Origin of the sequence: Piscinibacter gummiphilus (assembly GCF_032681285.1) — a bacterium.
Lineage (GTDB): Bacteria > Pseudomonadota > Gammaproteobacteria > Burkholderiales > Burkholderiaceae_C > Rhizobacter > Rhizobacter gummiphilus_A.
This window is the reverse complement of sequence record NZ_CP136336.1, coordinates 322184-338582: the sequence shown is the minus strand read 5'-3', so window position 1 is coordinate 338582 and position 16399 is coordinate 322184. Positions and strand designations below refer to the sequence as shown.

At 67.4% G+C, this 16399-nt stretch carries 14 protein-coding genes; 6 read left to right on the top strand and 8 right to left on the bottom strand.

Annotated features, from left to right (window positions below; genetic code table 11):
- Window positions 1–26: 26 nt before the first annotated feature.
- Window positions 27–1406, top strand: coding sequence for a sensor histidine kinase (locus RXV79_RS01610; protein ID WP_316701615.1), 1380 nt, complete (start codon window positions 27–29; stop codon window positions 1404–1406).
- Here the strand turns inward: RXV79_RS01610 and RXV79_RS01605 are convergent.
- From RXV79_RS01605 to argS, 7 genes are all read right to left on the bottom strand, one after another.
- A complete protein-coding gene (locus tag RXV79_RS01605; RefSeq protein WP_316701614.1) occupies window positions 1395–2639 on the bottom strand; it encodes a THUMP domain-containing class I SAM-dependent RNA methyltransferase in 1245 nt (414 codons plus the stop codon). The two genes, RXV79_RS01610 and RXV79_RS01605, sit on opposite strands and share 12 nt — an antisense overlap.
- Before the next feature lie 12 nt (window positions 2640–2651).
- Window positions 2652–4172 carry an RNA polymerase factor sigma-54 gene (locus RXV79_RS01600; RefSeq protein WP_316701613.1) on the bottom strand — a complete coding sequence of 507 codons (1521 nt, stop codon included), beginning with the start codon at window positions 4170–4172 and terminating at the stop codon, window positions 2652–2654.
- 9 nt (window positions 4173–4181) lie between these two features.
- On the bottom strand, window positions 4182–4961 hold the full coding sequence (lptB, locus tag RXV79_RS01595) for an LPS export ABC transporter ATP-binding protein (protein ID WP_316701612.1): 780 nt from the start codon (window positions 4959–4961) through the stop codon (window positions 4182–4184).
- Entirely contained in the window at window positions 4958–5560 is a 603-nt protein-coding gene (gene lptA, locus RXV79_RS01590; RefSeq protein ID WP_316701611.1) for a lipopolysaccharide transport periplasmic protein LptA, read from the bottom strand. The genes lptB and lptA overlap by 4 nt, the downstream gene beginning before the upstream one ends.
- 128 nt (window positions 5561–5688) lie before the next feature.
- Entirely contained in the window at window positions 5689–6339 is a 651-nt protein-coding gene (locus tag RXV79_RS01585; protein WP_316701610.1) for a thiol:disulfide interchange protein DsbA/DsbL, read from the bottom strand.
- 77 nt (window positions 6340–6416) lie between these two features.
- Window positions 6417–7061, bottom strand: coding sequence for an SPOR domain-containing protein (locus RXV79_RS01580; RefSeq protein WP_316701609.1), 645 nt, complete (start codon window positions 7059–7061; stop codon window positions 6417–6419).
- A 10-nt stretch (window positions 7062–7071) separates the two neighbouring features.
- The gene (gene argS, locus RXV79_RS01575; RefSeq protein WP_316701608.1) at window positions 7072–8742 is read right to left on the bottom strand and encodes an arginine--tRNA ligase; all 1671 of its coding nucleotides are present in this window, start codon (window positions 8740–8742) and stop codon (window positions 7072–7074) included.
- A gap of 132 nt (window positions 8743–8874) precedes the next feature.
- Between argS and RXV79_RS01570 the strand changes: the two genes are divergently transcribed.
- Both RXV79_RS01570 and RXV79_RS01565 read left to right on the top strand, forming a co-directional pair.
- A complete protein-coding gene (locus RXV79_RS01570) occupies window positions 8875–10266 on the top strand; it encodes a serine/threonine-protein kinase (RefSeq protein ID WP_316701606.1) in 1392 nt (463 codons plus the stop codon).
- 120 nt (window positions 10267–10386) lie between these two features.
- Entirely contained in the window at window positions 10387–10686 is a 300-nt protein-coding gene (locus RXV79_RS01565; RefSeq protein ID WP_316701604.1) for a PsiF family protein, read from the top strand.
- 43 nt (window positions 10687–10729) lie between these two features.
- Here the strand turns inward: RXV79_RS01565 and RXV79_RS01560 are convergent, their stop codons facing one another.
- Complete coding sequence (locus tag RXV79_RS01560; RefSeq protein ID WP_316701602.1) at window positions 10730–11647, bottom strand: LysR family transcriptional regulator; 918 nt, start codon at window positions 11645–11647, stop codon at window positions 10730–10732.
- A 126-nt stretch (window positions 11648–11773) separates the two neighbouring features.
- Between RXV79_RS01560 and RXV79_RS01555 the strand changes: the two genes are divergently transcribed.
- The 3 genes from RXV79_RS01555 (at window position 11774) to RXV79_RS01545 (ending at window position 16397) form a co-directional block, all read left to right on the top strand.
- Complete coding sequence (locus RXV79_RS01555) at window positions 11774–13972, top strand: malate synthase G (RefSeq protein WP_316701600.1); 2199 nt, start codon at window positions 11774–11776, stop codon at window positions 13970–13972.
- A gap of 530 nt (window positions 13973–14502) precedes the next feature.
- Entirely contained in the window at window positions 14503–15450 is a 948-nt protein-coding gene (locus RXV79_RS01550) for an esterase/lipase family protein (RefSeq protein ID WP_316701598.1), read from the top strand.
- A complete protein-coding gene (locus RXV79_RS01545) occupies window positions 15450–16397 on the top strand; it encodes a lipase secretion chaperone (RefSeq protein ID WP_316701597.1) in 948 nt (315 codons plus the stop codon). The genes RXV79_RS01550 and RXV79_RS01545 overlap by 1 nt, the downstream gene beginning before the upstream one ends.
- The last annotated feature ends 2 nt before the right edge of the window (window positions 16398–16399 follow it).

The window sequence follows — 16399 nt, the reverse complement described above, 5'->3', positions numbered from 1 at the left end:
GTGCCGTTCCGGCGTTCACTGACACGATGCAGATGACCGAGGTCTACGCCCTCGCGGGTGCGCTGACGACGGGCATGCTGAGCGTGCTGCACTTCCTCGTGTGGCGCCGCCAGCGTGAGCCGTGGTCGGCGTACTTCGCCTTGAGCTATCTGCTGATCGGCGTGGTCTACGCCTTCGACCAGCAGCTGCAGCCCGTGGGCGACAGGTCCAACCTGGTGGCGCGGACCATCGCGGTGCCGGCCGTGCTGCTGTTCACCCTCGGACTGGTGCAGTACGTCGGCGTGCCGCAGCGGGCCGCCCGGCGCATCGCCGCGGTGGCATCGGCGGTCGCGCTGGCGCTGCTCGTCATGGGGCACACCGGCCAGGTTGGCCGGCTCGGCATGTTCACGGGGTTTGCGGGCTTTCTCACCTTCCATGGCCTGCTGGCCCTGTGGGCCATGCGGCGGGAGCCGGGCCGTGGCCACAGCCTGGTGTTCCTCGCGATGATGCTGTACCCCGCCGTGCTGGTGGCCGCGTGGCAGGGGCTGATCGACGTGCCGCTGCTGCGCTATGCGGTGATCGTGCCGATGGTGGTGAGCGGCACGACGGTGCTCACCACCGGCCTTCTGCGGGCCCAGCAGCAAGCGGCCGACGAGCTGGCCCGGCGCCAGCAGGCCGAGGCGGCCCTGCAGTCGCTCAACGACACGCTGGAGCAGCGCGTGGCCCAGCGCACCGCCGAGCTGCGCGAGATGGTCGCCGGGCTGGAGAGCTTCAACCGCAGCGTCTCGCACGACCTGCGCGGCCCGCTCGGCGGCATCGCCGGGGTGTCGCGCCTTGCCAGCGAGGCACTCGCCCGCCACGACCTGCCGACGGTCGAGCGCATGCTCGCGGTCATCGCCACGCAGGCCGATTCCTCCGGGCAGCTCGTCAACGACCTGCTGGCACTGGCGCGGGTGAACGATGCCGACCTGGCCCTGCAACCGATCGACCTGCAGGCCTTCGTACGCGACACGCTGGAGCAGATGCGCCAGGCGCAGCCCGAAGCGGCCGACCTGCCGGTGCGCGTGGGCGAGCTTCCCACGGTCGAGGCCGACCCGGGCCTGCTGCGGCAGGTGTACGTGAACCTGCTCGGCAACGCGCTCAAGTTCAGCCGCGAGGGTGCGGCGCCGCAGGTGGAGGTGGGCGCCTTCGAGCGCGACGGCGAGCAGGTGTGCTTCGTGCGCGACAACGGCGTGGGCTTCGACGCCGACGAGGCCGAGCGCCTGTTTCAACCCTTCCAGCGTCTGCACGGCCAGCGATTCCCGGGGCACGGGGTGGGCCTGAGCATCGTCAAGCGCATCGTCGAGCGGCACGGTGGGCGCCTTTGGGCACAGGCCAAGCGCCATCAAGGCGCCACGTTCTACTTCAGCCTGCCGTCACACCACTGATCGCGCGGAGCCGGCCACGAGGTCGAAGCGGAAGAGGCGGCACTCGATGGGGCCGTTCCACATCGGCACGCGGCGCGATTCCTTCAGGCGCATCGCGCTCGGCAGCTTCATGTCGGGGCTCAGCACCCAGGCCGTCCAGCCCGCGGGGTGCTGGGTGTAGGCGCGTTTCCAATGCGCAGCCAGGCGCGGGAAGAAATCGTCGGGCGCGGCTCGGTTGTCGTCGGGGTGCTCGTGCACCGACGGCCGCGCCGCCTTGCCGGCCACGTCGATGCGCTCGCCATACGGCGGGTTGATCATCAGCGTGCCGGCGAGGCCTTCGGGCAGCTGCGGAGCCGGCCGCTCCAGCGCATCGCCGCCGTTGAACTGGATGGCGTGCTCCACCCCTGCGCGCTGCGCGTTGCGGCGCGCGAAGTCGACCATGCGAAACGACACATCGCTCGCGTAGATCGGCACCGCACTCGCGTGGATGCGCGACTGCGCATGGCTCTTGAGCCGCTGCCACTGCGCACGGCTGTCGGCGTCGGCGAAGGGCAGCAGGCGCTCGAAGGCGAAGCGGCGCTTCAGGCCGGGCGCCACGCCGCAGGCGATCTGCGCTGCCTCGATGGCGATCGTGCCGGAGCCGCAGCACGGGTCGTGCAAGGCGCCACCCGCCTCGGGCGTGCCTCGCCAGCCGGCGGCCGCGAGCATCGCCGCGGCGAGTGTTTCCTTGAGCGGGGCCTCACCCTTGTCTTCGCGCCAGCCACGCTTGAAGAGCGCTTCGCCGGAGGTGTCGACGTAGACCGAAGCGTGGGTTTCGCCGAGGTGCAGCGAGAGGGGCAGGTCGGGGTGGCGCGTGTCGACGCTCGGGCGCTCGCCGGTCGCGTCGCGCAGCACGTCGCAGACTGCGTCTTTCACGCGAAGCGCGACGAAGTTCAGGCTGCGCAGCGGGCTGCGGTGGGCGGTGGTGTCCACACGCAGCGTGTGCTGCGGGGTGATCCATTGCGTCCAGTCCACACCTCGGGCCAGCGCGTAGATGTCGTCTTCGGCGAAGTACGGGCCCGAGGCCACTTCGGCCAGCACACGCTGCGCGAGGCGGCTTTCCAGGTTGAGCGCCATCACGTCGGCCGGGTCGCCATCGACGCCCACGCCCCCACGGCCGACATGCACCTCGCGGCCCGGCAGGATGCGCTTCACCTCGTCGGCCAGCAGCGGCTCGACACCGGCCGCGCAAGGCAGGAAGAGTGGCAGCGCCATTAGCTTGTCACCTCACATCGCCTTTCGCAGGTTGGCCGGTGCGATGCGCAGCGCTTCGCGGTACTTCGCGACCGTGCGTCGCGCCACCTGGATGCCCTGCTCTTCGAGCATCTTCGAGAGCTGGCTGTCCGACAGCGGCTTGGCGGTGTCTTCGGCGGCCACGAGCTGCTTGATGAGCGCCCGCACCGCGGTGCTCGACGCGTTGCCGCCGGCCTCGGTGTTGAGCGAGGAGCCGAAGAAGTACTTGAGCTCGAAGGTGCCGAACATCGTCGCCATGTACTTGGCGGTGGTCACGCGCGAGATGGTCGACTCATGCAGGCCGAGCTCGTCGGCGATCTCGCGCAGCACCAGCGGCTTCATCGCGATCTCGCCGTGGGTGAAGAAACTCTTCTGGCGCTCGACGATGGCCTGGCTCACACGCTGGATGGTGTCGAAGCGCTGCTGGATGTTCTTCATGAACCAGCGCGCTTCCTGCAGACGCGAGCTCAAAGCCCCGTTGGCACCGCCCGCGCCGCGGTTGCCGCGGATGGCCTGTGCGTAGAGGTCGTTGATGCGCAGCTTGGGCATCACCTCCGGGTTGAGCACCACCTTCCAGTTGCGACCCGCCTTCTGCACGATCACGTCGGGCACGATGATGTTGGCCTCGGCACGCGCGAACTGGCGGCCGGGCTTGGGCTCGCAGGTCACGATCAGCGCCTGCGCTTCCTTGATGAGGTCTTCGTCGGCGCCGGTGGCGGCCATGAGCTTCTTCAGGTCGCGCCGGGCGAGCAGCTCCAGGTGCTGCTTGCAGATCATGATGGCGATCATCTGCGCCTCGCAGCGCGGCGTGGCGCGCAGCTGAAGCGACAGGCATTCGGAGAGGTCGCGTGCGCCCACGCCGAGCGGCTCCATGTTCTGCAGCCACTTGAGGGCGCAGCGCAGGCGCTCGAGCAGCTCTTCGCGTTCCTCTTCGCCTTCGGCGAGGCTCGCGGCGATGTCTTCCAGAGGATCGTCGAGGTAGCCGTCGTCGTTGAGCGACTCGATCAGCACCTTCACCGCGGCGGTGTCTTCGCCGGACAGGCGCATGCCCAGCAGCTGGCGATGCAGGTGGTCCTGCAGGCTCTCGCCGACGTTGTTGCGCTCGTGGGGGTCGAAGTCGTCGTTGTCGTTGTTGCTCGACGAGCTGCTGCTCGGCTGCTCGCGGATGCCGTCGAAATCGTCGCGCTCGGTGCCGTTCTCCCAGTCGTCGCGCTCGGTGGCACCGAGTTCGACGTTGTCGACGCCGGGGGTGTCGTCGCTGCCGCCGGAGTCGACTTCGCTGGCGCGCTCGGTCTCGCGCTCGCCGGCCTGCTCGGACGCACTCAGGCGCTCGGTCATCGGCTCGAACGCGGGGCCGCTGTCCTCTTCCACTTCAAGGAAGGGGTTGGCCTCGAGCATCTGCTCGACTTCCTGGTGCAGCTCGAGCGTCGAGAGTTGCAGCAGCCGGATGGACTGCTGCAGTTGCGGCGTGAGCGCGAGATGCTGGGAAAGGCGGACCTGCAGGGACGGCTTCATGCTCGACCCCTACATGCGGAAATGTTCTCCGAGGTAGACCTTGCGGACGTCGGCGTTCTCGACGATCTCCGTTGGTGTTCCCTCGGCCAACACCCGGCCTTCGCTGATGATGTAGGCGCGGTCGCAGATGCCCAGCGTCTCGCGCACGTTGTGGTCGGTGATCAGCACGCCGATGCCACGCGCCTTCAGGAAACCGATGATGCGCTGGATCTCCAGCACGGCGATCGGGTCGACACCGGCGAACGGCTCGTCGAGCAGGATGAAGCGCGGCTGCGTGGCCAGCGCGCGGGCGATCTCGACACGGCGGCGCTCGCCGCCCGACAGCGCCGGGGCCGGACTTGCGCGGAGCTTCTCGATGCTGAGGTCGTTGAGCAGGCCGTTGAGCAGCTGCTCGATGGTCGCCTTGGGCAGCGGCTTGCCGTCGGGCCCGTGCTGCAACTCAAGCACGGCGCGGATGTTCTCTTCCACCGTGAGCTTGCGGAAGATCGACGCCTCTTGCGGCAGGTACGACAGCCCCATGCGCGAGCGCTGGTGGATCGGCAAGCGCTCGATGCGCTCACCGTCGATGGTGATCTGGCCGGCGTCGGCCCGTACCAGGCCCACGATCATGTAGAAGCTCGTGGTCTTGCCGGCGCCGTTGGGGCCGAGCAGGCCCACCACCTCGCCGCTGCGCACGCCCAGGCGCACGTCTTTCACCACCTTGCGGGCACCGTAGGTCTTCTGCAGGCCCGCCGCCTCCAGCTGGCTGGTGCTCGCGCCTCGCTCGGGCGCCGCGGCGGCGGCGTTCAACGGCGTGCTCCCGGGGGCACGGCTGAGGCGGCCTCGGCCGCCGCCGGGCTGTCCTGGCGCGGCGAGAGCACGGCGCGCACGCGGCCGGTCGGGTTGCCGGGGGTCACGGCGGACGCGCCGCCGGCCACGGTGAAGAGTTCGGCGGTGTTGTCGTAGGTGATCTGCGCGCCGCTCACCTCGTCGGCCACCGTCTTGCCGCGCAGGCGTTTCACCGACGCCTTGCCGGTGAAGCGGATGGTGTCGGCCTTGCTGTCGTATTCCAGCTTCTCGGCCTCGCCTTCGATGTACTCGTCGACCCCCTCGCGCTTCTGGCGGAAGGTGGCAAGCGCGCCGGGTGCCCCGAGGGCCGTGGCGTGGTGGTAGCCATCGGGCGTCTCGCGCACCTCGATGCGGCCGGCGCGGATGCTCATCGTGCCCTTGCTCACCACCACATTGCCGTTGAAGACGACGATCTGGTTCTGCAGGTCGACCTTGCCCGGCTGGTCGGACTCGACCTCCATCTTCTGGAAGCGATCGGCCTTCTCGGCCTGGGCGGGCAGCACGATGCTGCACAGCAACAAGCCCGTGACCAGCCAGTGGCGGGCTTTCGAACTGACCAAAATGGGGGATGAAAGATGGCTCATGGCGGCATGAAACTTGCAGGCCATTCTAGCCACAGATCCGCGGAACACGCCCGGATCGCAGGGAAAAAAGGCCGCTTCCCAGCGGCCTTTTCACGCAGAACCGATCAGCCCTTGCGCAGCGTCTGCACCAGGTATTCGGTGACCTGCAAGGCCTTCTCCGGCGTGCCGGCGATGGTGCCCGAGGTGAAGAACTTGCCGTGGATGCCCATGGCGGGCACGCCGTCGATCTTGTAGGCGTCGGCCAGGCGGGTCGCCTGTTTGGCCTTGGTCTGCACCGCGAAGGAGTTGAAGACCTCGAGGAATTGCGCCTTGGGCACGCCGTTCTTTTCCATGAAGGCGACCATCTGGTCGGGCTTCTCCAGCGGGGCGCGCTCGTTGTGGATGGAATAGAAGACCTTGCGGTGCAGCGCCTCGACCTTGCCCAGCGCTTCGATCGCGTAGAAGAACTGCTGCTGCGGCGCATACATCTCGCGGAAGGCCACCGGCACGCGGCGGAAGGCCACGTCGGCGGGCAGCTTCTTCTGCCAGGCGTCGAGGTTGGGCTCGAAGGCGGCGCAGTGCGGGCAGTTGTACCAAAAGAACTCGATGACCTCGATCTTGCCGGCCGGGGCGCTCACGGGCGCCGGCGACCCCAGCTTCACGTATTGCTTGCCTTCGACAGGCTTTTCCTGCGCCAGCGCGGGCAGGCTGGCCGACAGGGCGGTGGCACCGAGCCCCAGGCCCATCAGGTGTGCAGAGAAGTCGCGACGGTTCATGTGGTGTGTGAGTTGGGGTGATTGGACGGGGTGTGGAGTACAGCTGGCCTCGATTGGTTCAAACCTTCATGTCTGGATCATTTCTGGACCTGCACCAGCGCCGACTCCACGCCGGTGCTTTCGAGCTTTTCCTTCACTTGTGCGGCTTCTTCCTTCTTGTCGAAGGGCCCGAGCCGCACGCGGTACACCGTGCGGCCGGACTGCTCGCGCTCGGTGACCTTGGCCTGGTAGCCCGACATCGCCAGCTTCGCGCGCTGGGCCTCCGCATCTTCGATGCGCCCGAAGGCGCCGGCCTGGATGAAATAGCTCAACGCATCGCTGCCGGGTTTGGTGGACGCGTCGGGCGGCAACTTGCCCGCCAGGATGGCCGCCGGGTCGGGCTTGGTTGCGCTCGCGGCCGCATTGGGTGCGCCACCGGGCGGCAGCACGGCCGACCCGGCCGGCGGCGGGCTCACCACGCCGCTGGAGGTGGCGCCGGGGCGCGCCACCGGCACCTTGTTGTAGAGCGAGCTGTTCGGATCCCAATTCTTGTTTTTCTCGGCTTCGGCGGCGTCCTGCTCGGCGGTGCGCTGCGGCACCTTGTTGACGAAGGGCACCGGCACCTTGGCGATGTAGAGCGCGACGCCGAGCGCCAGCGCCAGACCGACCAGCAGGCCGACGATCAGGCCCAGCACGAAGCTGCCGCGCTGGCGGCCAGGGGTGCTACGAACAAGCTTTTTCATTCGGTCTCCGTCACATCTTGTCGGGGTGGCTCACGCCGAGGAGCGTGAGGCCGTTGCGCAGCACCTGGCGTGTCGCAGCCAGCAGCGCCAGCCGGGCCCGGGTGAGCGCGGCGTTGTCGTCCAGCAGGAAACGCTCGGCGGCATAGTAGCTGTGGAAGCTGGCCGACACGTCGCGCAAATAGAAGGCCACATCGTGCGGCGCGAGGTCGTTGGCGGCACGCTCCAGCATCTCGGGGTATTCGGCGAGCTTTTGCATCAGCGCCACCTCGGTCGGCGCGCCGAGCAGCGCGAAGTCGGCTTGCGCCAGGTCTTCGTCGGCACGCTGCGCCAGCACCGAGCAGATGCGCGCATGCGCGTACTGCACGTAGAACACCGGGTTCTCGTCGTTCTGCTTGAGCGCGAGGTCCACGTCGAAGGTGAACTCGGTGTCGGCCTTGCGGCTGATGAGGAAGAAGCGCACCGCGTCGCGGCTCGTCCACTCGATGAGGTCGCGCAGCGTCACGTAGCTGCCCGCTCGCTTGCTGATCTTCACCTCGGCGCCGTCGCGCACCACGCGCACCATGGTGTTGAGCACGTAGTCGGGGTAGCCCTTGGGAATTCCCACACCCATGCCTTGCAGGCCGGCGCGCACGCGCGCGATGGTGCCGTAGTGGTCGGTGCCCTGGCAGTTGATCACCTTGGTGAAGCCACGCTCCCATTTGCTCACGTGGTAGGCCACGTCGGGCACGAAGTAGGTGTAGGTGCCGTCGGACTTGCGCATCACGCGGTCCTTGTCGTCACCGTCGTCGGTGGTCTTGAGCCACAGCGCGCCTTCATGCTCGTAGGTCTTGCCGGCGGCGATGAGCTTCTGCACCGTGGCCTCGACCTTGCCGTCGGTGTACAGGCTCGACTCGAGGAAGTAGTGGTCGAACTTCACGCCGAAGGCCTGCAGGTCGAGGTCCTGCTCGTGGCGCAGATAGGCCACGGCGAACTGGCGGATGTTGTCGAGGTCGTCGGGGTCGCCCGAGGCGGTGAACTCGCGGTCGTCGGCCTTGATGGTCTTCTTCGCGAGGTAGTCGGCCGCCACGTCGGCGATGTAGTCGCCGTTGTAGGCGTTCTCGGGCCACTCGGCGTCGCCGGGCTTCAGGCCCTTGATGCGTGCCTGTGTCGACATCGCCAGCGTGGCGATCTGCACGCCGGCGTCGTTGTAGTAGAACTCGCGCTGGACCTTCCAACCTTGTGTCTCGAAGAGGTGGCAGATCGAGTCACCGAGGGCGCCCTGGCGCGCGTGGCCCACGTGCAGCGGGCCGGTCGGGTTGGCCGAGACGAACTCGACCATCAGCTTCTGCCCGTTGGCACTCTTGCGGCCGAAGTCTTCGGCCTCGCGCAGCACCTGCGGCACGATGGCCTGCTTGGCAGCGGCTTTCAGGCGCAGGTTGATGAAGCCGGGGCCGGCGATCTCCATCGCGTCGACCCACTGCTGCACCGCGGCGCGTTGCTGCAGTGCGGCGATCAGCGCCTGCGCGAATTCGCGCGGGTTCTTCTTGAGCGGCTTGGCCAGCTGCATCGCAGCCGTGCAGGCCAGGTCGCCATGGGCGGCTTGTTTGGGCGACTCGAACGCCGCGGGCACCGCGGTGCCGGGCGCAAGTTCGGCGAGCGCTTCGGCCAGCGCGGCGAGCAGCTCCTGTTTGGCTTGGATCATCGGCGGATTCTAAGTGGGCACACCCGGCCTCCCGCACTGCACAAGAGCGACCTCGCGCGGTGTTTGACCCAGGGAAAATGGGCTACGTTTTGTGCTCAATTTGGCAAGCAGGGCCTTGGCGCCGGTGCCAAGATGGCAGCTCCCATGTCGTCGTTCTCGCCCTCGTTCACCCCCGTTCCCAGCACCTCGCCCAGCGGGTTCGGCGGCTTGCCGTTGCCCACGCAGATCGGCAAGTACCCGGTGCTGCGCCGGCTCGGCGAAGGTGCGACCAGCGAGGTCTTCCTCGCGCGTGACGACTTCCACCAGCGCGACGTCGCCATCAAGCGCGTGCGCGCCGGTGCCACCAACGACCCCGGCGACGGCCGCTACTTCGAGCGCTTCTTCGCCGCCGAGGCCGCACTCGTGGGCCGCTTGAAGCACCCGAACGTGGTGCAGATCTACGACGCGGTCGTCGACCCCGCCGACTCCTACCTCGTGATGGAGTACGTGAACGGTACGACGCTGCGCCCCTACTGCCGCGCCGACCAGCTGCTGCCGCTGGAGCTCATCGTCGAAATCGGCTTCAAGTGCGCGATGGCACTCGGCTACGTGTACCGCCAGGGTTTGATCCACCGCGATGTGAAGCCGGCCAACCTGCTGGCCGTCATCACCAACGGCCACATCACCGACGTGAAGATCAGCGACTTCGGCAGCGCGCTCAACATGGCGAGCGAGACGACGCAGGTCTACCGCGTGGGGTCGCTCGCCTACATGTCGCCCGAGCAGCTCGACGGCAGCCAGCTCGATTGCCGCGCCGACATGTACTCGCTCGGCGCCGTGCTCTACCACCTGATCGCTGGCCGGCCGCTCTTCGACTCGACCTCGCAGTCGGCCATGATGAACCAGATCTACAGCGCCGAGCCCACGCTGTTGAGCAGCCTGCGCTCAGGCGTGGGGCCGGGTGTCGACGGCGTGATCCTGTCGGCCGTGGCCAAGCGCCCCGAAGACCGCTACGCGAGCTGGGACGACTTCGCCCAGGCGCTCTCCGGCCTCATCACCACGCAGCAGGTGCCGCGGGGCCACCTGCAGGGCGTGCTCGACTCCGAGCGCTTCAACCTCTTGCGCAGCCTCGACTTCTTCTCCAACTTCGGCGACGTGGAGCTGTGGGAAGTGGTGCACCGCGCGAAGTGGCAGCGCTTCCCTTTCGGCCATGCGCTCTACACCAAGGGCGAGGAGGGCAACACCTTCCACATCATTGCCCAGGGCGAGGTGGAGGTGTACCGCGACGGCGACAAGGTGGCCCAGCTCGGTGCGGGCACCTCGGTGGGCGAGATGGCGTACCTGGCGCCCAGCCCGGAGCTGCGCCGCCACAGCACCAACGTGATCGTCACCGACCCGGCCACCACGATCTCCTTCACGCCCGACACGCTTGCGCAGGTCAGCCCGAATTGCCGGCACCTGTTCGACGAGGCGTTCATCCGTGTGCTGGTGCGTCGCCTTCACGTCGCGCATGAGGCGCTCGCCCACCCCCGCCGCATCCTCTGATCTGCGTCAGCCGCACAACGCGCTGTTGCGTTGTAGCCCTTGCTGGGCCTCTGGGGCAGTGCTTCAATCCGACCCGGCGAAACCCTCGTCAACACCCCACCGGGAAGGAAGGACTACTCCATGAAGACACTTCTCAGCGCGATCGCCCTGGCCGTGGCCGGCTTCGCAGGCTCCGCACACGCCGCCGATGCGGCCTCGGGCCCCACCAAGCAGCAGAACAAGATGGTTTCCTGCAACAAGGAAGCCGGCGACAAGAAGGGCGACGAGCGCAAGGCGTTCATGTCCGACTGTCTGAAGAAAGAGAAAGACGCAAAGACCGCGCAGCAGAACAAGATGAAGACCTGCAGCGCCGACTTCAAGGCGACCAAGAAGCCCGGCAGCGAGCGCCAGGCCTTCATGAAAGAGTGCCTCTCGAAGTAAGCCGACGGCCCTCGATCCAACGCCCGGCATCGCCGGGCGTTTTTCATGGCGTGCTCACCGTCTTCCAGTACGCCGCGTCGCCATAGGTCTGCTTCAGGTGGTCGACCCACAAGCGCACGCGCAGCGGCAGGTGCTTGCGCTGCGCGAACACGGCGTAGATGCCGTTGGGTGGCGCAGCGTACTCGTCGAGCACGCTCACCAGGTCGCCGCTCGCGAGGTGGCTTTCCACCTCCCAGGTCGAACGCCACGCCAAGCCGAGGCCAGCGAGACACCAGTCGTGCAGCACCTGCCCGTCGTTGCACGAGAGTCGCCCGGTCAGGCGCAGGTGGTTCACCTCGCCATCGAGCGTGAAGGCCCAGCCGCGGGTCTGGCTGGCCTCGGTGCTCAAGGTGAGGCAGTCGTGTTGGGCAAGGTCGTTCGGGTGCTTCGGCGTGCCGGCGCGGGCCAGGTAGCTCGGTGACGCCACGCACAGCCGCCGGTTGTCGGCCAGGCGCACGCTGACGAGGCTGCTCTCGGGCAGGTCGCCCACGCGCACGGCGCAGTCGTAGCCCTCGTTCACGATGTCCACCAGCCGGTCCGACAGGTTGAGCGACACGTTCACGTCCGGGTGCTGGGCCACGAAGCCGGGCACCAGCGGCGCCACGTGGCGGCGCCCGAAACCGGCCGGCGCGGTGATACGCAAGTAGCCACTGGCTTTCACGCCACCGGCGCTGACGCTCGCCTCGGCCGTGGCCAGGTCGGCCAGCAGGCGCTGGCAGTCTTCGAGGAAGGCGCTGCCCTCGTGGGTGAGCGTGATGCGCCGGGTGGTGCGCACGAGCAGCTTCACGCCGAGCCGCTCTTCCAGCGCATCGATGCGCCGGCCCACCACCGCCGGGGCGATGCCCTCGGCGGCGGCGGCAGCGGTCAGGCTGCCCTTGGCGGCCACCGCGACGAAGGATTCGAGTTGTTTGAGCTTGTCCATGGAAGGCGGAGATTACCCCCTTCCAAGTCATGAATCCCGAACTTCGAGCCCACTTACTCTCTCCAGCGAGATCGAATAGATTGGCGCCTTTCGTCTTTTTGCACCGCACATAAAAGGAGAGGGCTCATGTCCGCACGCACCACCGTCCACGGCCTGCAGGTCGATTCCAACCTGCACCGCTTCATCGAAACCGAGGTGCTGCCCGGCACGGGCGTCGCCGCTGCCGATTTCTGGAAGGGCTTCGACGCCATCGTGCGCGACCTCGCGCCGAAGAACATCGCCCTGCTGGCCGAGCGCGACCGCCTGCAGACCGAGATGGACCAGTGGCACACCGCCAACCCCGGCCCGATCTCCAACATGAAGGCCTACCGCGCCCACCTCGAGAAGATCGGCTACCTCGTGCCCCCGCCCAAGAAGGCCAAGGCCACGACCAAGAACGTCGACGCAGAACTGGCGACGCAGGCCGGCCCGCAGCTGGTGGTGCCCATCCTCAATGCGCGTTATGCGCTCAACGCCGCCAACGCCCGCTGGGGTTCGCTGTACGACGCGCTCTACGGCACCGACGCCATCAGCGAAAAGGATGGCGCCGAGCGTGCCGGGGCCTACAACCCGGTGCGCGGCGCCAAGGTCATCGAGTACGCCCGCTACGTGCTCGATCGCACCGCGCCGCTGAAGAAGGGCTCGCACATCGACTCCGTGGGCTACGCCGTCGGAGACGGCAAGCTCGTCGTCACACTCAAGAACGGCAAGACCACCGGCCTCGAAGAGAAGGACCAGTTCGTCGGCTACCAGGGTGACGCAAAGTCGCCCACGTCGGTGCTGCTCGCGCACAACGGCCTGCACCTCGACATCCGCATCGACCGCAACACCCCCATCGGCAAGACCGACCCTGCCGGCGTGAGCGACCTGGTGCTCGAAGCCGCGCTCTCGACCATCCTCGACCTCGAGGACTCCGTCGCCGCGGTGGACGCCGAAGACAAGCTGCTGGCCTACAGCAACTGGCTCGGCATCCTGAAGGGCACGCTGACCGAAGAGGTGAGCAAGGGCGGCAAGACCTTCACCCGCGGCCTGAACGAAGACCGCGTGTACACCGCACCGAAGGGCAAGGGCGAAGTGGTGCTGCATGGCCGCTCACTGCTCTTCGTGCGCAACGTGGGCCACCTGATGACCAACCCGGCGATCCTCTACGGTGACGGAAAGGAAATTCCGGAAGGCATCATGGACGCGGTCGTCACGACCACGATCGCGCTGCACGACTTGAAGCGCACCGGCAACAAGAAAATCCGCAACTCGCGCACCGGCAGCGTCTACATCGTGAAGCCGAAGATGCACGGCCCCGATGAAGTGGCCTTCGCCGCCGAACTCTTCAGCCGCGTTGAGCAACTGCTGGGCCTTGCCGACAGCACCGTGAAGCTCGGCATCATGGACGAGGAGCGCCGCACCAGCGTCAACCTCAAGGCCTGCATCGCCGCGGCTGCCAGCCGCGTCGCCTTCATCAACACCGGCTTCCTCGACCGCACCGGCGACGAGATGCACACCGCGATGCTGGCCGGTCCGATGATGCGCAAGGGCGACATGAAGACCAGCGCCTGGATCCAGGCCTACGAGAAGAGCAACGTGCTCGTCGGCCTCGGCATGGGCCTGCGTGGCCGCGCACAGATCGGCAAGGGCATGTGGGCCATGCCCGACCTGATGGCCGGCATGCTGGAGCAGAAGATCGTGCACCCCAAGGCCGGCGCCAACACCGCCTGGGTGCCTTCGCCGACGGCCGCCACGCTGCACGCCCTGCACTATCACCAGGTGAAGGTGAGCGACGTGCAGAAGCAACTGGAAAAGACCGACGCCGACGAGATGCGCGACGAGCTGCTCAAGGGCCTGCTGCAAGTTCCGGTGGTGAAGGAAGCGACTTGGTCGGCCGCCGAGCGTCAACAAGAGCTCGACAACAACGTGCAGGGCATCCTCGGCTACGTGGTGCGCTGGATCGACCAGGGCGTGGGCTGCTCCAAGGTGCCCGACATCCACAACGTCGGCCTGATGGAAGACCGTGCCACGCTGCGCATCAGCAGCCAGCACATCGCCAACTGGCTGGAGCACAAGGTCGTGACCGAGAAGCAGGTGCGCGACACCTTTGAACGCATGGCGACGGTGGTCGACAAGCAGAACGCCGGTGACCCGCTCTACAAGAAGCTCGCGGGCAACGCGAAGACTTCGATGGCCTACCAAGCGGCGCTCGACCTCGTCTTCAAGGGCAAGGAACAGCCGAGCGGCTACACCGAGCCGTTGCTGCATGCGTGGCGCTTGAAGTTGAAGGCGGCTTCGCGCTGATTCTTCTTCGTTGATTGAAAGCGGCGTCCATTGGGGCGCCGTTTTTCTTTGTGTGCGTGGATTGGCGCGACGAGAAGGGTTTGGGGACGCGGATTCCTCCATGTCCCCCGGGCTGGGCTTGCAGCCCAGCCCTCCTCCTTTACTTACGGAATCCGCGTCCCCAAACCCTTCTCGCGACACACGGTGCCCTGCGTTAGTTTTCGAGCGGGCACGGTGCGTCGCGCCAAGGGGCTGGGGTGAGTGAATCCCGCAGGTAAAGGAGGAGCGTTTGATCGCGGGAGCGATCAAACGCGGGGGACACGGAGGGATTCACTCACCCCAGCCCCTTGGCGCCGCTCCGAACAACGAAGCAGGGAAACTCCCTCCCCGGTTGGCACAGCACGCCAGCCTTTGGCGCGGATTGCCACTTACGCCAACCACGCCGCAGTTCAAGAATTTCTCCATCAACGTATCGACCCGTCAGTGGCCGAGCGGTGATCGTCATCGCCGGGAGAGCGTGACGCAGCTCACCCCAAACAGGAGACAAATCCATGACCTTTCGCCATCGCCTGATGCGCGGCCTGTGCAGTGCCGCGCTCGCTGCAGGCCTTTCGTTCGGCGCCGCCACGCACGCCGTTGCCGCCGACACCTACACCCAGACCAAGTACCCCGTCGTGCTCGTGCACGGCGCCTTCGGCTTCGATGCCATCGGGCCGGTGAGCTACTGGTACGGCATCGTGAGCGCGCTCCGCAGTGGCGGCGCCACCGTCTACACACCGAGCGTGTCGGGGGCGGAAACGTCCGAAGCGCGCGGTGAACAACTGCTGCGCGCATTGCGCTCGTACAAGGCCGCCTACGGCCACCAGAAGTTCAACCTCATCGGCCACAGCCACGGCGGGCCCACCGCACGCTACGTCGCGGCAGTTGCACCTGAACTCATCGCCTCGGTGACGACGGTCGGCTCGCCGCACGCCGGCAGCAAGGTGGCCGATGCGATCGAGACCGTGACCTCGTGGACTGGCACCACCGGCTTCGCCGCCACGCTCGCCAACGGCCTTGCCGCCACCATCGCCTTCCTCTCCGGCTCGCCGACGCTGCCGCAGGATGCGCTGGGCTCGCTCAAGTCGCTCAGCACGCGGGGTGCGGCCGACTTCAACCGGCGCTTTCCGCAAGGCAAGCCCACCTCGTCGTGCGGCCAGGGCCCGGCCTCGGTGAACAACATCCGCTACTGGTCGGTCGGCGGCACGAGCGTCGCGACCAACGTGCTCGACGTGAGCGACGCGCTGCTGGTGGGCAGCAGCGTGGTCTTCGGCTTCGAGCAGAACGATGGTCTCGTGGGCCAGTGCTCCAGCCACTGGGGCACGGTGCTTAAAGACAACTACGCATGGAACCACCTCGACGAGGTGAACCAGGCCTTCGGCCTGCGGGGCCTCTTCTCGCAGGACCCGGTGGCGTTCTATCGCGCCCAGGCCAACCGCATCAAGTCGGCCGGCCTGTGATGCTCGCGCGGCACCGTTGGCTCTACGGCGCGGTGCCGCTCGCACTTGCATTGGTGTGGGCCGCCTACGGGTGGCTCTCATCCGAAGACGGCCAGCGGCCACAAGCGGCTGCGCCGGTCTTCACCGACTGGAACTTCAGCCCCTACGCACGCGGCGAGCCGCTGCCAGCCGTGCAGCACAACGCCGATGCGGCGCGCGCCGCCGATGCCGCACGCGCCCACGTGCAAACCGTCCTCGAGCGCGGCTCGCTGCGCGAGTCGGAGCTCGATGGCGACTGGGGCCGCTGGGTCGATGGGCAACTGCAGCCGAGCCGAACGCTCCGCCAGCGCTTCGACTACCTGCTCACCTCGCTCGGCGAAGCCGACCCCGCGCAACTGCGCCACTGGATCGAGCAGGAAGTCACCGCACAGAAAAGCGCTGCCGCCGCACGCCAGGTGCTGGCCGTATGGGACCGCTACATCGCCCTGCAGCAACACCGCTTCCGCCACGCACCGAACGTGGCCGACCCGACGACCTGGGCCGCTGCGCTGGCCGAGCGCAGCCAGGTGCGCCAACAGCTGCTGGGCCGCGACTGGGCGCAGGCGTTCTACGCCGACGAAGAAGCCGCCTTCGCGCAGCACATCGAACAACGCAAGGCCGGTGTGAGCGTCGAACCCGAGCACACCGCCTTGCTCGTCGCCAACGCCAACACGAACGCCGACCAGCTGCATGCCCAACGTGTGCAACAACTGGGGGCCGACGCTGCCGAGCGCCTGCGCAACGAAGACCAGGCCTGGGCCGATTGGGAGCGCCGCCTCGCCGCCGCACAGCAGACGCTGAACACACTCGCCGCGGCCCCGAACTTGTCGGCCCCGCAACGCCAGCAGGCGCAGGAAGACCACCTCGCCCAACACTTCAGCGGCTCGGAGCTGCAACGCGCGCGCGCCTTGTTGCTGAAAGAACGCTGACG

Coding starts and splice junctions, on each gene's coding strand:
- RXV79_RS01610 (WP_316701615.1), top strand. CDS start 27: ATGCAGATGACCGAGGTCTACGCCCTCGCGGGTGCGCTGACGACGGGC.
- RXV79_RS01605 (WP_316701614.1), bottom strand. CDS start 2,639: ATGGCGCTGCCACTCTTCCTGCCTTGCGCGGCCGGTGTCGAGCCGCTG.
- RXV79_RS01600 (WP_316701613.1), bottom strand. CDS start 4,172: ATGAAGCCGTCCCTGCAGGTCCGCCTTTCCCAGCATCTCGCGCTCACG.
- RXV79_RS01585 (WP_316701610.1), bottom strand. CDS start 6,339: ATGAACCGTCGCGACTTCTCTGCACACCTGATGGGCCTGGGGCTCGGT.
- RXV79_RS01580 (WP_316701609.1), bottom strand. CDS start 7,061: ATGAAAAAGCTTGTTCGTAGCACCCCTGGCCGCCAGCGCGGCAGCTTC.
- argS (WP_316701608.1), bottom strand. CDS start 8,742: ATGATCCAAGCCAAACAGGAGCTGCTCGCCGCGCTGGCCGAAGCGCTC.
- RXV79_RS01570 (WP_316701606.1), top strand. CDS start 8,875: ATGGCAGCTCCCATGTCGTCGTTCTCGCCCTCGTTCACCCCCGTTCCC.
- RXV79_RS01565 (WP_316701604.1), top strand. CDS start 10,387: ATGAAGACACTTCTCAGCGCGATCGCCCTGGCCGTGGCCGGCTTCGCA.
- RXV79_RS01560 (WP_316701602.1), bottom strand. CDS start 11,647: ATGGACAAGCTCAAACAACTCGAATCCTTCGTCGCGGTGGCCGCCAAG.
- RXV79_RS01555 (WP_316701600.1), top strand. CDS start 11,774: ATGTCCGCACGCACCACCGTCCACGGCCTGCAGGTCGATTCCAACCTG.
- RXV79_RS01550 (WP_316701598.1), top strand. CDS start 14,503: ATGACCTTTCGCCATCGCCTGATGCGCGGCCTGTGCAGTGCCGCGCTC.
- RXV79_RS01545 (WP_316701597.1), top strand. CDS start 15,450: ATGCTCGCGCGGCACCGTTGGCTCTACGGCGCGGTGCCGCTCGCACTT.